The sequence below is a fragment of the Dryocola sharpae genome, from assembly GCF_051307055.1.
GTDB lineage: Bacteria > Pseudomonadota > Gammaproteobacteria > Enterobacterales > Enterobacteriaceae > Dryocola.
The window spans coordinates 4,388,671-4,402,725 of record NZ_CP149994.1 but is presented as its reverse complement, the minus strand read 5'-3'; the positions used below and the strand labels follow the sequence as shown (position 1 = coordinate 4,402,725).

General features: G+C 53.1%; 14 protein-coding genes. 3 read left to right on the top strand and 11 right to left on the bottom strand.

What is annotated here, in order from left to right:
• Window positions 1-7: 7 nt before the first annotated feature.
• From atpH to asnC, 9 genes are all read right to left on the bottom strand, one after another.
• A complete protein-coding gene (atpH, locus tag WLO31_RS20980) occupies window positions 8-541 on the bottom strand; it encodes a F0F1 ATP synthase subunit delta (protein ID WP_435928430.1) in 534 nt (177 codons plus the stop codon).
• Between the two features lie 14 nt (window positions 542-555).
• Window positions 556-1,026 carry a F0F1 ATP synthase subunit B gene (gene atpF / locus WLO31_RS20975; RefSeq protein ID WP_121263716.1) on the bottom strand — a complete coding sequence of 157 codons (471 nt, stop codon included), beginning with the start codon at window positions 1,024-1,026 and terminating at the stop codon, window positions 556-558.
• A 61-nt stretch (window positions 1,027-1,087) separates the two neighbouring features.
• Window positions 1,088-1,327 carry a F0F1 ATP synthase subunit C gene (atpE, locus tag WLO31_RS20970; RefSeq protein ID WP_000429386.1) on the bottom strand — a complete coding sequence of 80 codons (240 nt, stop codon included), beginning with the start codon at window positions 1,325-1,327 and terminating at the stop codon, window positions 1,088-1,090.
• A gap of 48 nt (window positions 1,328-1,375) precedes the next feature.
• Window positions 1,376-2,194 (bottom strand): F0F1 ATP synthase subunit A, encoded by an 819-nt coding sequence (atpB, locus tag WLO31_RS20965; protein ID WP_121263719.1) that lies wholly within the window; start codon window positions 2,192-2,194, stop codon window positions 1,376-1,378.
• An 8-nt stretch (window positions 2,195-2,202) separates the two neighbouring features.
• Entirely contained in the window at window positions 2,203-2,583 is a 381-nt protein-coding gene (gene atpI / locus WLO31_RS20960; RefSeq protein ID WP_435928429.1) for a F0F1 ATP synthase subunit I, read from the bottom strand.
• A 618-nt stretch (window positions 2,584-3,201) separates the two neighbouring features.
• On the bottom strand, window positions 3,202-3,825 hold the full coding sequence (rsmG, locus tag WLO31_RS20955) for a 16S rRNA (guanine(527)-N(7))-methyltransferase RsmG (RefSeq protein WP_435928428.1): 624 nt from the start codon (window positions 3,823-3,825) through the stop codon (window positions 3,202-3,204).
• Between the two features lie 58 nt (window positions 3,826-3,883).
• Window positions 3,884-5,773, bottom strand: coding sequence for a tRNA uridine-5-carboxymethylaminomethyl(34) synthesis enzyme MnmG (gene mnmG, locus WLO31_RS20950; RefSeq protein ID WP_435928427.1), 1,890 nt, complete (start codon window positions 5,771-5,773; stop codon window positions 3,884-3,886).
• Between the two features lie 369 nt (window positions 5,774-6,142).
• Window positions 6,143-6,592: an FMN-binding protein MioC gene (gene mioC / locus WLO31_RS20945; RefSeq protein WP_435928426.1), complete on the bottom strand. Its 450-nt coding sequence runs from the start codon at window positions 6,590-6,592 to the stop codon at window positions 6,143-6,145.
• A 90-nt stretch (window positions 6,593-6,682) separates the two neighbouring features.
• Window positions 6,683-7,141 carry a transcriptional regulator AsnC gene (gene asnC / locus WLO31_RS20940; protein ID WP_435928425.1) on the bottom strand — a complete coding sequence of 153 codons (459 nt, stop codon included), beginning with the start codon at window positions 7,139-7,141 and terminating at the stop codon, window positions 6,683-6,685.
• A gap of 158 nt (window positions 7,142-7,299) precedes the next feature.
• Between asnC and asnA the strand changes: the two genes are divergently transcribed.
• The gene (asnA, locus tag WLO31_RS20935; RefSeq protein WP_435928424.1) at window positions 7,300-8,292 is read left to right on the top strand and encodes an aspartate--ammonia ligase; all 993 of its coding nucleotides are present in this window, start codon (window positions 7,300-7,302) and stop codon (window positions 8,290-8,292) included.
• Window positions 8,293-8,295: 3 nt separating this feature from the next.
• Here asnA and viaA read toward each other — a convergent pair whose 3' ends face one another.
• Both viaA and ravA read right to left on the bottom strand, forming a co-directional pair.
• Complete coding sequence (gene viaA / locus WLO31_RS20930; protein WP_435928423.1) at window positions 8,296-9,747, bottom strand: ATPase RavA stimulator ViaA; 1,452 nt, start codon at window positions 9,745-9,747, stop codon at window positions 8,296-8,298.
• Window positions 9,747-11,240, bottom strand: a complete 1,494-nt coding sequence (gene ravA, locus WLO31_RS20925; protein WP_435928422.1) for an ATPase RavA — start codon at window positions 11,238-11,240, stop codon at window positions 9,747-9,749. The genes viaA and ravA overlap by 1 nt, the downstream gene beginning before the upstream one ends.
• A gap of 225 nt (window positions 11,241-11,465) precedes the next feature.
• On the opposite strand from ravA, the gene kup reads away from it, so the two are divergent.
• Window positions 11,466-13,334: a low affinity potassium transporter Kup gene (kup, locus tag WLO31_RS20920; protein ID WP_435928421.1), complete on the top strand. Its 1,869-nt coding sequence runs from the start codon at window positions 11,466-11,468 to the stop codon at window positions 13,332-13,334.
• A gap of 298 nt (window positions 13,335-13,632) precedes the next feature.
• Complete coding sequence (gene rbsD / locus WLO31_RS20915; protein WP_435928420.1) at window positions 13,633-14,052, top strand: D-ribose pyranase; 420 nt, start codon at window positions 13,633-13,635, stop codon at window positions 14,050-14,052.
• The last annotated feature ends 3 nt before the right edge of the window (window positions 14,053-14,055 follow it).

The following is a 14,055-nucleotide window of genomic DNA, read 5'->3' as shown; positions in this document are numbered from 1 at the left end:
AGTCCCCTTAAGACTGCAAGACGTCTGTCAGGCGATCGAGACGGCCGCGTACGCTGCCATCAATGACCATATCACCCGCACGGATGATGACACCTGCCATTACAGACTTGTCAATTTTGCAATTCAGCTTCACTTTGCGTGACAGACGTTTTTCCATCGCGGCGCTGATTTTCGAGAGCTGTGCTTCACTCAGTGCGCTGGCGGAAGTCACTTCGACTTCAACCGTGGCCTCCCGGGCTGCACGCAGTTGCACGAATTGCTCAAGAACATCAGGAAGAACCTTCAGACGCCCGTTTTCAGCCATCACCCGGATCAGGTTCTGGCCGTTGGCGTCGAGCTGGTCACCACAGATAGTAATAAACGACTCAGAGAGCGTTTCCGGAGCCAGGGCTCCGGAGAGTAGCTCTGCCATTTCTTCGTTTTTAGACACCTCGGCGGCGAAAGCCAGCATATGCTGCCAGTTATCGACGCTCTGGTGTTCGACGGCAAAGTCAAAAGCTGCTTTGGCGTAGGGGCGAGCTACAGTAACAAATTCAGACATCAGCCCCTCCCTCCTTACAGTTCAGCGACCAGTTTATCAACGATGTCGCTGTTAGCAGCTTCATCTACGGAACGTTCAATGATCTTCTCGGCACCGGCGATAGCCAGCAGAGCAACTTGCTTGCGTAATTCTTCGCGAGCGCGTTTACGCTCCGCGTCGATTTCTGCCTGAGCCTGTGCGACGATTTTGTTGCGTTCCTGCTCTGCCTCGGTTTTAGCTTCTTCAACGATTTGAGCACGGCGTTTGTTCGCCTGTTCAATAATCACCTGAGCTTCTGCTTTGGCTTTTTTCAGCTGGTCGGTCGCGCTGGCCTTTGCAAGGTCAAGGTCCTTATGTGCACGTTCTGCGGAAGCGAGGCCGTCAGCAATTTCTTTTTGACGTTTCTCAATGGCAGCCATTAACGGCGGCCATACATACTTCATGCAGAACAGAACAAACAGGACAAACGCGATGGCCTGGCCGAGGATTGTTGCGTTAAGATTCACAGCACAATGCCTCTTTGTTAGTTAACGTTCTGATATTGCTTGGTATCTTAAGCAACGCTCACTACGCGACGGCGAACATCACGTACAGACCCAGACCAACAGCGATCATCGGGATTGCATCGACCAGACCCATAACGATAAAGAACTGAGTACGCAGCAGAGGAATCAGATCGGGTTGACGCGCAGCGCCTTCCAGGAATTTTCCTCCGAGGATGCCGATACCGATCGCAGCACCGATTGCCGCCAGACCCATCATCACAGCGGCAGCCATGTACAGCAGATCCATATTCAGGTTTTCCATGACAGTCTCCAGTTTGTTTCAGTTAAAACGCAGTAGTGGTAAGTAAAATCAATGCTCTTCGGACGCCATCGACAGATAGACAATCGTCAGAACCATGAAGATGAAGGCTTGCAGCGTAATGATCAGGATGTGGAAAATGGCCCATGGCACATTCAGGATCCACTGTGACCACCACGGCAACAGACCAGCAATCAGAATGAAAATCAGCTCACCGGCATACATGTTGCCGAACAGTCGCAGACCCAGTGATACAGGCTTGGACAGCAGGCTTACCCCTTCAAGGATTAAGTTGACAGGAATAAATGCCCAGTGATTGAACGGCTGCAGCGTCAGCTCTTTCGTGAAGCCGCCTATGCCTTTCATTTTGATGCTGTAGAATAGAATAAGGATGAATACGCCAAGCGCCATGGACAGGGTAATGTTCACGTCCGCAGACGGCACCACACGCAGGGCTGGCAGGCCAAAGACGTGCTCGCCGATGTACGGCAGCAGATCGATTGGCAGCAGGTCCATCAGGTTCATCAGGAATACCCAGACGAAAATCGTCAGGGCCAGCGGAGCGATAACCTTGCTTTTGCCATGGTACATGTCTTTCACGCTGCCATGCACAAAGCCGATAATCAGCTCAATTGCCGTCTGGAATTTACCCGGAACGCCGCTGGTAGCGGTTTTAGCAACCTTGCGGAAGATAACCAGGAACAAGAGACCCAGAACCACTGAGAAGAACATGGAGTCAATATTGAGCGTCCAGAAGGTGGCCGGGGGGTTATGCGGATCCACCAGCGAGAAAGTACGCAGGTCCAACTGAAGGTTGTTCAGGTGGTGGCCTATATACTCCTGCGGTGTAGAGATTTCTCCTGCAGACATGATGCCTCTTACCCTTTGTTGTTAATTACAGCTGGTGCGAGTATCTGCACAACCAGCACCGAAACCCACGTCACTATCAGCGGTAAAACCACCGCCTTAAAGCCTGCCAGCGCCACCACCAGAATGATAAAACCCGCAACCACCTTTAGCACTTCACCGATGGCGAATGTCCAGGCCACACGGCCTTTAGCAGGTGTATGCGCCTGATGACGCCAGGCAAAAATCATAAACAATACGTTAGGCAGCCAGGCTGCCAGACCTCCGCTAACCGCAGAAGCGCCCCAGGAGGGGTCTTTGAGGCAAAACAGCAGTCCGATTGCCATTACTGCCAGAAGCTGGATGAACAGAAGCTTACGGGCCACGTTCCAACTCAAGAGCGACACTGACATTACGTTTCTTACTCCTGCTCCTTTAGGGGTATGTCGCGTGTCGTATAAAACTGTCTTTGCGGCTCAGAGTCAAGCCTCAAAAAGCGAGCAAATTATACGGTGCGGCCCCGTGATTTCAAACAATAAGTAGCAAAAAGGTGAACAAATGTTTAATTAATTTTCTGCAGGCTTATTTTTCAACTTTTCACCAAACCCGGGTATTTTCTGAAAAAGTGCAAATAAGCCGTTTTGCCGCCCAACAAAGCGTGCCCCGGATCACATATTAGACATCTCATATCCGCCATACGTTTGTCTGTCTCTTAAAGTGCTAACCGCAGATGACTGATAAATAAGCTGATTACGACGCACTCTTTTGAAAACAAAGCGCAACACCGTAAAAACCATTCATTGACATTTTTGTTAAACGTTTAACATCTTTATATTTCATTCTACTTATGGATTTTTAGCAGGTTTATATTTTCGTGGTTGACTATTCTCACCGTTAACAATGCGGCGGCAGTTAAAAATTAGAAGATTTTTTGTTGCAATTCAGTTAAATGTAACTAACTGTGCCAGCAAAAAACCGCCGTATATTTAACCCTGATGCAACACCCTTTTTCCTACTTTTTTTGATAAATATTAAGTTCTGTTTGGCTTAATAATCACCAGATGGCGCTCGCCATCAAGCGCAGGCACCTGCAGACGAACAATCTCTTTGATGCTGAACGCCTCCGGCAGCGCTGCAATCTCATCATCCGGGCGCAGCCCTTTAAGCGCATAGAAGCAACCATGTTCCGCCGGTAGATGATGGCACCAGCTCACCATATCCGTCAGGGAAGCGAACGCACGGCTAATAACGCCGTCAAACCCGGGTTCGGCAGGGAATGTCTCCACGCGGCTTTGAACCGGCGTGACGTTCTCAAGCTGCAGCTCATGCTGAACCTGGCGCAGGAAGCGCACGCGCTTGCCTAAGCTATCGAGCAGGGTGAAATGAGCGTCCGGACGGACGATAGCCAGCGGAATGCCCGGCAGGCCAGGCCCCGTGCCCACATCAATAAAACGCGTTCCCTGCAAATGTGGTTCAACAACGATGCTGTCGAGAATATGCCGAACCAGCATTTCTTCAGGATCGCGTACCGAGGTCAGGTTATAGGCTTTGTTCCATTTGTGGAGCAGCTCAACGTAACCCACCAGCTGTTGCTTCTGATTTTCCGGAAGCGTAATGCCTGCGTTATCCAGCAGACGAGACAATTTATTAAGCACGATCTTCACAATCCATCAAAAAAAGGGGCCAGGAAATCCTGGCCCGTATCGACTATTTTCAGGCGCTGCGGCGCAGCAGCCCTTGTTTTTTTAGCCAGACCAGCAAAATCGATATCGCCGCAGGCGTAATCCCTGAAATGCGCGATGCCTGCCCGATAGAAACAGGTTTATGGTCGTTGAGTTTAGCGATCACCTCGTTAGAGAGCCCGCTTACCTGGCGATAATCCAGCGTAGCCGGCAGCACGGTGTTCTCATTACGCTGCTGCTTGTCGATTTCATCCTGCTGGCGCGCGATGTAGCCTTCGTACTTAACCTGAATCTCTACCTGTTCGGCAGACTGGCGATCTTCAAGCCCTGGCGCAAAGGCCGAAAGCTGCATCATATCGGCATAGGTCATTTCCGGACGACGCAGCAGATCTTCGCCGTTAGCTTCACGCGACAGCGGCGCACTCAGCTTCGCGTTGACTTCTTCCACCTGCTCAGAGTGCGGATGCAGCCAGATGTCTTTCAGACGCTGGCGCTCACGCTCGATGTTTTCCAGTTTTTCGTTGAAGCGCGCCCAGCGCTCGTCGTCCACCAGGCCCATTTCACGGCCGGCGGCGGTTAAGCGCAGGTCGGCGTTATCTTCACGCAGCATCAGGCGATATTCAGCACGCGAGGTAAACATGCGGTACGGCTCTTTGGTGCCGAGGGTGCAAAGATCGTCTACCAGCACGCCAAGGTAGGCCTGATCGCGACGCGGCGCCCAGCCCTCTTTCTCGGCCGAGTAGCGTCCTGCGTTCAGACCTGCCAGCAGGCCCTGTGCGGCTGCTTCTTCGTAACCTGTCGTGCCGTTAATCTGGCCTGCAAAGAACAGACCCTGAATATATTTACTTTCCAGCGTGGGGTTCAGATCGCGTGGATCGAAGAAGTCGTACTCAATGGCGTAGCCCGGACGTACGATCTTCGCATTTTCCATGCCCTGCATGGAACGGACGATCTGCATCTGCACGTCAAACGGCAGGCTGGTGGAGATGCCGTTTGGATAAATTTCGTTGCTGGTCAGGCCTTCCGGCTCAAGGAAGATTTGATGCTGATTGCGATCGGCGAAACGCATCACTTTATCTTCGATAGACGGGCAGTAACGGGGACCAATCCCTTCGATAACGCCTGCGTACATCGGGCTGCGATCGAGGTTATTACGAATAACGTCGTGGGTTTTTTCGTTGGTGTAGGTGATGTAGCACGGCACCTGCGCGGGATGCTGGTTCACATTTCCCATGAACGAGAACACCGGCATCGGGTTATCGCCGTTCTGCTGCGCAAGCACGCTGAAATCGATAGTACGGGCGTCAATACGCGGAGGCGTGCCTGTTTTCAGGCGGCTGACGCGCAGCGGCAGTTCACGAAGACGACGTGAGAGCGGAATAGACGGCGGATCGCCGGCCCGGCCGCCGCTGTAATTATCCAGCCCGATATGAATTTTGCCATCCAGGAAAGTCCCTACGGTCAGCACAACGGCTTTCGCACGGAACTTCAGCCCCATTTGGGTCACCGCGCCGACAACACGATCGTTTTCCACAATCAGATCTTCTACCGCCTGCTGGAAGATCATCAGGTTGGGCTGATTCTCCAGGGCTGTGCGCACGGCCTGTCGGTATAGCACGCGGTCTGCCTGAGCACGGGTAGCCCGCACCGCCGGGCCTTTGCTGGCGTTTAGTATCCTAAACTGAATACCGGCATGATCGATCGCTTTCGCCATCAAACCGCCCAGCGCGTCCACTTCCTTAACCAGATGTCCCTTGCCAATACCGCCGATCGCCGGGTTGCAGGACATCTGTCCCAGCGTGTCGATATTGTGTGTCAGAAGAAGGGTCTGTTGACCCATTCGGGCCGCGGCCATCGCGGCCTCGGTGCCTGCGTGACCCCCGCCAATGATGATGACGTCAAAAGGATCTGGATAAAACATGGTAACTGCCTCGTGGTTAAACGGGAGGGTGACTGATTCCCGGGTTGGCGATTCTACTCAACTTTAGTCGATGGAGAAAGTCCTGGGATCCTCACTAATTAAAAGAAGATCTTTTTTATTTAAAGATCTCTTTATTATGATCTCTTATTAGGATCGGCATGTGCTGTGGATAACCGTTTTTAAGCTAAAGAGATCAAGAGATTGGGATAGATCGTTTGCTGTGAATGATCGGTGATCCCACACCGTATAAGCTGGGATCAAAAACGATAGTTATGCACAACTCAAAAAGTGAACAGCGGTTGTTCTTTGGATAACTACCGCTTATTACGAGCTTTTAAGCATAGTTATACACAGAAGAAAGTTCGATCTTTACAAATCCTGGAGTAAATTTTTCCAGGATCCGACCCAAACTTCGGCAGGATCTTCAGGAATGTCATGATCGAGGATGTTCACTTTCAGTAAAGAGCCCACTCGTTTTGCTCCGCAATCGCTAAGCAGGGCATCGATTTTTTCAATCGCGCCGCAAAAAGTATCGTATTCCCGGCTGCCGATACCCACTGCGCCATAGCGAAGGTTGCTCAGATCCGGGTTCTCTTCCTTTATTGCATCATAAAGCGGTTGCAGGTTATCCGGCAGATCGCCTGCGCCATGCGTAGAGGAGACAATGAGCCAGACTCCGCTGGTCTGCAGATCTTCAAGCAGCGGCCCGTGCAGCGTTTCGGTAGAGAAACCAGCCTCATCAAGCTTTCCGGCCAGATGTTCAGCCACATATTCGGCGCTGCCAAGCGTGCTGCCACTAATCAGAGTAATGTCTGCCATTGCGATCCCGCCTTTATAAGTCGTGGCGTATTGTACGCTGTGTAAGGCCTGCGATCTACCTGTGGATAATATGGGTATTATATTTACCCCTTATGGCCTGATCGTCCGCATAATGGGGTTCTGCAGGGAGATCAAAGTCTCGGTGGACTGAATTTCATCGATTGTTTGGATCTTGTTGATAAGTACCTGCTGCAGCGCATCTATGGAGCGGCACATCACCTTAATAAAGATGCTGTAGTGGCCGGTGGTGTAGTAAGCCTCGGTCACCTCTTCGAGGCTTTCCAGTTTTGCCAGCGCGGAGGGGTAGTCTTTCGCACTCTTTAAAATAATACCGATAAAGCAGCAAACGTCGTAACCCAGCTGCTTAGGGCTGATATCAATACGCGCGCCGGTGATAATTCCTGCCTGCTTCATCTTCTCAACGCGGACGTGAATGGTGCCGGGGCTTACGCCAAATTGTTTGGCCAGTTCGGCATAGGCCGTACGCGCATTGGCCATCAATGCGTCAAGGATGCCGCGATCCAGATTGTCGATTTGATAATTATCCATCACTTTTTCCTATGATTAATCACGATTAGCTAATTTTTATAGCCTTAAATTAGCCGATTAAAAAGAGGAAGGGCTTTTTTATTATTGATTATTGAAAGTTAGGTGCATTCTGTTGCTTAATCATCGCTATTGAAACAACACAACGAAAGAGAAGAGCCATGAAAACCGCCTGGATCGCTAAACAACGTCAGATTAGTTTTGTGAAATCCCATTTCTCCCGCCAGCTTGAAGAAAAATTGGGTCTGATTGAAGTTCAGGCACCGATTCTCAGCCGCGTAGGGGATGGTACACAGGATAACCTGTCCGGCTGTGAGAAAGCGGTACAGGTGAAGGTGAAAACCTTGCCTGAGGCGCAGTTTGAAGTGGTGCATTCGCTGGCCAAATGGAAAAGAAAAACGCTCGGCCAGCATGACTTCAGCGCGGGCGAAGGGCTTTACACGCACATGAAAGCCCTGCGCCCCGACGAAGATCGCCTGACTCCAATCCACTCCGTCTATGTGGATCAGTGGGACTGGGAACGTGTGATGGGTGACGGCGAACGCCATCTGGGCACGCTGAAACAAACCGTAGAAAGCATCTGGGCGGCGATGAAAGCGACGGAAGCCGCGGTCAGCGAACAGTATGGCCTCACGCCGTTCCTGCCGGAGCAAATTCACTTTGTTCACAGCGAAGAGCTGCAGCAGCGCTTCCCGGAGCTGGATGCAAAAGGGCGCGAACGCGCTATCGCCAAAGAGCTGGGCGCCGTGTTCCTGATTGGTATCGGCGGCAAGCTGGCCGACGGTAAACGCCATGACGTTCGCGCTCCGGATTATGATGACTGGTCAACCCGCAGCGAAGGCGGTTTCTCTGGCCTGAACGGCGATATTCTGGTGTGGAACCCGGTGCTGGAAGACGCGTTTGAGCTTTCTTCCATGGGGATCCGCGTGGATGCAGAAGCGCTGAAACGTCAGCTGGCGACAACCGGTGATGAAGATCGTCTGCAGCTTGAGTGGCATCAGTCTTTATTGCAGGGTGAAATGCCGCAGACTATCGGCGGCGGGATTGGGCAGTCACGTCTGACCATGCTGCTGCTGCAACAGCCGCACATCGGCCAGGTTCAGTGCGGCGTATGGCCTGCTGAGGTTCAGGCTAAGGTCGACGCTCTGCTGTAAGCCTTAGCGCTGCCAGCGCCGCAGCAGGCGGCTACGCATCCCGGTATCAAAGCGCCAGATATGATCGAAAATGCGCATGATGCCGGGTTTGCCGTGGCCTGACATCGCCACCGCATGAAAACGGTGCTGATGAGCCTGCCGTAATCCCTTCACCTTGTTTATTACCTCATCCGGCAGCCGCTGGGCGATAAAATCTGAAATCACCACCGCGTCGGCATCGAACCATTCGCTGCCCTGCATTTTCTCGACTATTGCCCGAAAGCAGCTTGCCAGATCGGTGCCGCCACGAAAACGCTGGCTGAGGAAACGGATGGCCTGCTCAATGCCGTCGCGTCCGCAAACCTCGTAGCGAACTACTTCGCTGGAAAACAGCATAATGAAGCAGCGACGGTTATCGGCAAGCGCGATGCGCATAAGGGCAAGACAGAACGCCTTGGCGCACTGTTCATTGAAGCCGCCCATTGAGCCGGACGTGTCCACGCAGACGATAAACGGGCCGCGCGGCTGCTCATCGAAATCCTGATGAGCGACGGGGCGCTCAACTACTTTTTCCCGCCAGGCGTCGCCGTGCAGGCGATAGGTCAGCAGCTGCTTTTCCACCAGCCTGCGGTAGAACTCAAACTCCAGTTCGGTAATGCCAAGCGTCGCCAGCTCCGGCGGCAACAGTCGCAGAATATCGTCGCTGCGCTGCAGGCCGTCTACCTGTTCAGGCACCGTGGCCGGTTCGCGCACCATTATGCGCCAGCTCTCCATGGGAGAATCTTTTCTCGGCACGGCTTTAGCCTCTTTCGAGCGCCCGAGTTGTTCAGCCAGCTTCATCAATTCAGGCTGGCTGGCGAGAAACTCGCCGTACTGCACGATTAACTGGTAGTCGCCGCGCTGAAGCGCCCCGGCGCTCATATCCCACAGCCGGCTGGCTGCGTTATCGTTTTCTGACAACGCGGGTTCCAGCTGGCCGCTTAACGCCAGGCGAGCCTGCACTTCCGCCAGCAATCGATCGCGCTCGTCTTCAAGCAGTTGCTGGTTTAGCGAGGTTGCCTGAACGATCAGGCTCAGACGCCAGCGCTGCAGAAACAGGGTTTGCTGCGCCGGGGTAAAATGAGGATGCTCTGCCACCAGCGCCTGTGCTTGCCCAAAGAAAGGGGAATTGACGCGCTTTAACAGCGCCAGTATTTCAGGCTGCTTTACGATAAGCTGGCTGGTAGTGAGCAGCTGGCTTTCCTGATAGCACAGCACCTCGCTTGCCAGCTCCGGCGGCACTTTAGCGTCATGGATCCTGGCCCTGAGCAGCTCCCGCCAGCGTGGAATGTCCTGCGTGACAGCATTTTTAAGCCGTGGGAATTTTTCAAAGAAGACGGCCAGCTGGGGAGCGGCCAGCAACGTCAGTATCATCTCTTCTATCATTTCGCCTTCGCTGATAGCGAGAATAACGTCGAGCGTCTCCAGGCTCAGCATTATTGCCGGGCCTCTTTGATCTGTGCGGCGACATCCTGCAGGCTGGCTTCGATCTTGCCCAGCCACTCATTCTGGATAAACAAGCATTTTTGCCGATCGTTAAAACGCTCGTGCTGCTGGTGAAGAGAAGCTTCAAGATCGTCGAACTGCTGTTTGATCTCATCCGGCATGCCCTGCTGCTGTTTGCCCGGCACCACCAGCCGGGTTCCCTGCATGCTGACATCCCTGATAACCAGATGCTGCGTGGCGTCCACTTCCAGGTTCAGCGACTGGGCAAAGCCAATGCCGTTAAGCTTTCCGCGAATTTCTCCACCTTTTTCCAGCCACAGGGCCAACGACTCGCGGTTTATCGCGACGTGGATAACTTCTATATCATGCAGTTTCAGCGGCTGCTGAAGCAGTAACGTCAGAGATTCCCCGGAGAGATAATCGGGAAGCTGGTAGTGCGGGCGACGGCTGAACATCCCGCTCTGCTTGCTTACGGTAACGGCTTCCCGGTCGCTGTGCTGCTGTTGCGCCTGGATGCGGCGCTGAATGATAGTCCCGAGCTTGCTGAGCATCGCGTGCTGCTGCCAGGCCTTCCCGGTCATCAATATTTCCAGCTGCTGTTGCATCAGGTTCATGGCGGCGGTGTCGTGCCACAGGCAGTCTTTTAACAGAATCAGATCGATGGGCGCGACAACGGTCCGGCCGCTGAAAAAGGCGCTGGCCTGCAGCAGGCGAATCGCTTTTTTCCAGCGCCGGTCGGAAACATAAGGCGCGCCCGGTAGCTCATCAAGCTGCTGGCGCAGGATGAATATCAGCTCAAAGACATCGTCAGGCAGAGCGACTTTGCCGATCTCCTGCTGCCAGGTGAAATACTCTTCATCGCTCACCTGCAGGCTTTCCGCCACGGGGTTTTCGTTTTCATCCTGCTGGCTGACGAGCATCGAGCGGAAATTCCCCTTCTCCTGCACTTTATCGAGCCACAGGCGGATCAGCATGCGGTCATATAAAGCTTCAAGGCTGCTGTCGGCTTCGGGGAGTTCATTGGAAGCGGCCACCAGCAGACGCATCGGGATTTTCTCTTCGTTGGCCCCGTTTCTGAAGCGGCGTTCATTGATGGCGGTCAGTAAGGTGTTAAGAATGGCCGGCCCCGCCTTCCAGATCTCATCGAGAAAGACAATTTCCGCTTCCGGCAGATATCCTGCGGTGAGACGCTCGTAGCGCCCCTCATCTTTTAGCGCCTGAATAGAAAGCGGCCCGAAGACTTCTTCCGGTGTGGAAAAGCGCGTCATCAGATATTCAAAAGCACGGGCTTGCCTGAAGGCAAACTTAAGGCGGCGAGCAATCAGGCTCTTTGCTATTCCCGGCGGCCCTAATAAAAAAACGCTCTCCCCGCTCAGTGCCGCCAGCAGGCAAAGCCGGATGGCGTGCTGACGCTCAAAAAGTCCTTTTTCAAGCGACAGGCTGAGTCGAGAAATTCTTTCCGCCAATAAATGTGATTGCGCCATAATTAGCTTTGCGTCCTTACGTGGTTATCGCTGTGCGGGAAGGCGAGTATATCGCTTCTGCTTAAGCCCGTTAACGGATTGATGACCTGACCTTTTTTCTCTGACCTAAGTTAAGCCAACTGCATTTAAGGGTACGATTTCCGCCGTTATCGTGCATACTGTGCGCCTTTTTGTGGGCCAAGGGACTAAGCACACGCTTTCAGGATTCCAACAAAAGATTAGTCTATGAGCGCTGATAATAAACAATCCTTGCCGGCGATTACGCTGGCTGCAATTGGTGTGGTGTACGGGGATATTGGTACCAGCCCGCTTTATACTCTCCGGGAATGTCTTTCCGGTCAGTTCGGGTTTGGTGTCGAACGCGAAGCCGTCTTCGGCTTTTTATCTTTGATTTTCTGGCTGCTGATTTTAGTCGTCTCCGTGAAATACCTTACTTTCGTCATGCGGGCGGATAACGCCGGTGAGGGCGGTATTTTAACGCTGATGTCGCTGGCGGGGCGTAACACCTCAGCGAAAATGACCTCGGTGCTGGTGATCATGGGCTTGATCGGCGGCAGCTTCTTCTATGGCGAGGTAGTGATAACCCCGGCGATATCGGTGATGTCGGCCATTGAAGGGCTTGAAATAGCCGCGCCGCAGCTTGATACCTATATCGTTCCGCTGTCGATAATTGTCCTGACGCTGCTGTTCATTATTCAGAAACACGGTACGGGCATGGTGGGCAAGCTGTTCGCGCCGGTGATGCTGCTCTGGTTCCTGGTGCTGGCCGTGCTGGGCGCACGCAGCATCCTCGCTAATCCGGAAGTGCTTCAGGCGCTGAACCCGGCATGGGCGGTGCATTTCTTCGTGGAATATAAAACGGTTTCATTCTTTGCGCTTGGCGCCGTCGTGCTGTCGATTACCGGCGTGGAAGCGCTGTATGCGGATATGGGACACTTTGGTAAGTTTCCGATCCGCATTGCGTGGTTTACCGTGGTGCTGCCGTCGCTGGTGCTGAACTATTTTGGCCAGGGCGCGCTGCTGCTGAAAACGCCGGAAGCGATTAAAAACCCCTTCTTCCTGCTGGCGCCCGACTGGGCGCTTGTTCCTCTGATGATTCTGGCTACGCTCGCTACGGTTATCGCCTCGCAGGCGGTTATTTCCGGCGTCTTCTCGCTGACCCGGCAGGCGGTTCGTCTGGGCTATCTGTCGCCAATGCGCATTATCCACACCTCGGAAATGGAGTCCGGGCAGATTTACGTTCCGGCGATTAACTGGATCCTCTATATCTCCGTGGTGATTGTGATCGTCAGCTTCGAGCATTCCAGCAACCTGGCGGCGGCCTACGGGATCGCGGTAACCGGCACTATGGTGCTGACCTCTCTCCTCTTGTGCACCGTGGCGCGCAAAAACTGGCAGTGGAACAAGATTGCCGTCCTGCTGATGGGCGTTGGTTTCCTGTGTATCGATATTCCGCTGTTTTCGGCCAACGTCATCAAGATATTCTCCGGCGGCTGGCTCCCGCTTTGTCTGGCTCTGGTGATGTTTATCATCATGACCACCTGGAAGAGCGAGCGTTTCCGTCTGCTCAGACGCATGCATGAACACGGCAACTCTCTGGAAGCGATGATCGTCTCACTGGAGAAATCGCCGCCGGTACGCGTTCCTGGCACGGCGGTATATATGTCCCGTGCCCTGAACGTCATCCCTTTTGCGATGCTTCATAATCTGAAGCACAACAAAGTGCTGCATGAACGGGTGGTGCTTCTGACGCTGCGAACAGAGGATGCGCCTTACGTGCATAACGTGAAACGCGTCGCTATCGAGCAGCTTTCGCCAACCTTCTGGCGCGTGGTGGCGAGCTACGGCTGGCGTGAAACGCCAAACGTGGAAGAGATTTTCCACCGCTGCGGCCTGGAAGGGTTAAGCTGCCGAATGTCGGAGACCTCTTTCTTTATGTCCCACGAGTCGCTGATCATCGGCAAACGGCCATGGTATCTGCGTCTGCGCGGCAAGCTGTTCCTTGCGCTTCAGCGCAATGCCCTGCGGGCGCCGGACCAGTTTGAGATCCCGCCAAACAGGGTTATCGAACTGGGCACCCAGGTCGAGATTTAACGCCAAAGCCTCTTCATTCGAAGGGGCGTCATGGTGGGAAAAAGCCAGAAAACCGTGGTCTTCTGGCTTTTTTGCTTAACCACATAAAGTATCAGTGAAGGGATTTTCCCTGACATCTTCTCTTTTTTGATTCCTGCTTCCATTTTATTGCTGAACACGCTCTCGTTTTTGCCGTGCGGAACATTACTGGCGAAACGTTTCGATAGCGATCACATTTTCATAACCTCATGGTTGTTTTATCGCCGCTATATTTCTTACACTCCCCATCAGCGAAACGTTTCGCTAGTGGAGTAAGAAAATGAAAAAAGGTACCGTTCTCAACGCTGATATCTCATCCGTGATTTCGCGTCTTGGCCACACCGACACGCTGGTGGTAGCCGATGCCGGATTGCCAATTCCGCGTAGTACGCAGCGTATTGATTTGGCTCTGACTCACGGCGTGCCGGGTTTTATGCAGGTCGTTGATGTCGTAACGCAAGAGATGCAGGTTGAATCCGCGATCCTCGCTCAGGAAATTCAACAATATAATCCAGAGCTCCACGAAACGTTGCTCAAACACATCGGGCAACTGCAACAACACCAGGGAAATACCATTGCTGTTCGCTATATCAGTCATGAACAGTTCAAGAAGCACACCGCTGATGCACATGCGGTTATTCGCAGCGGGGAGTGTTCCCCGTATGCGAATATCATTCTCTGTGCTGGCGTAAATTTCTGAGGC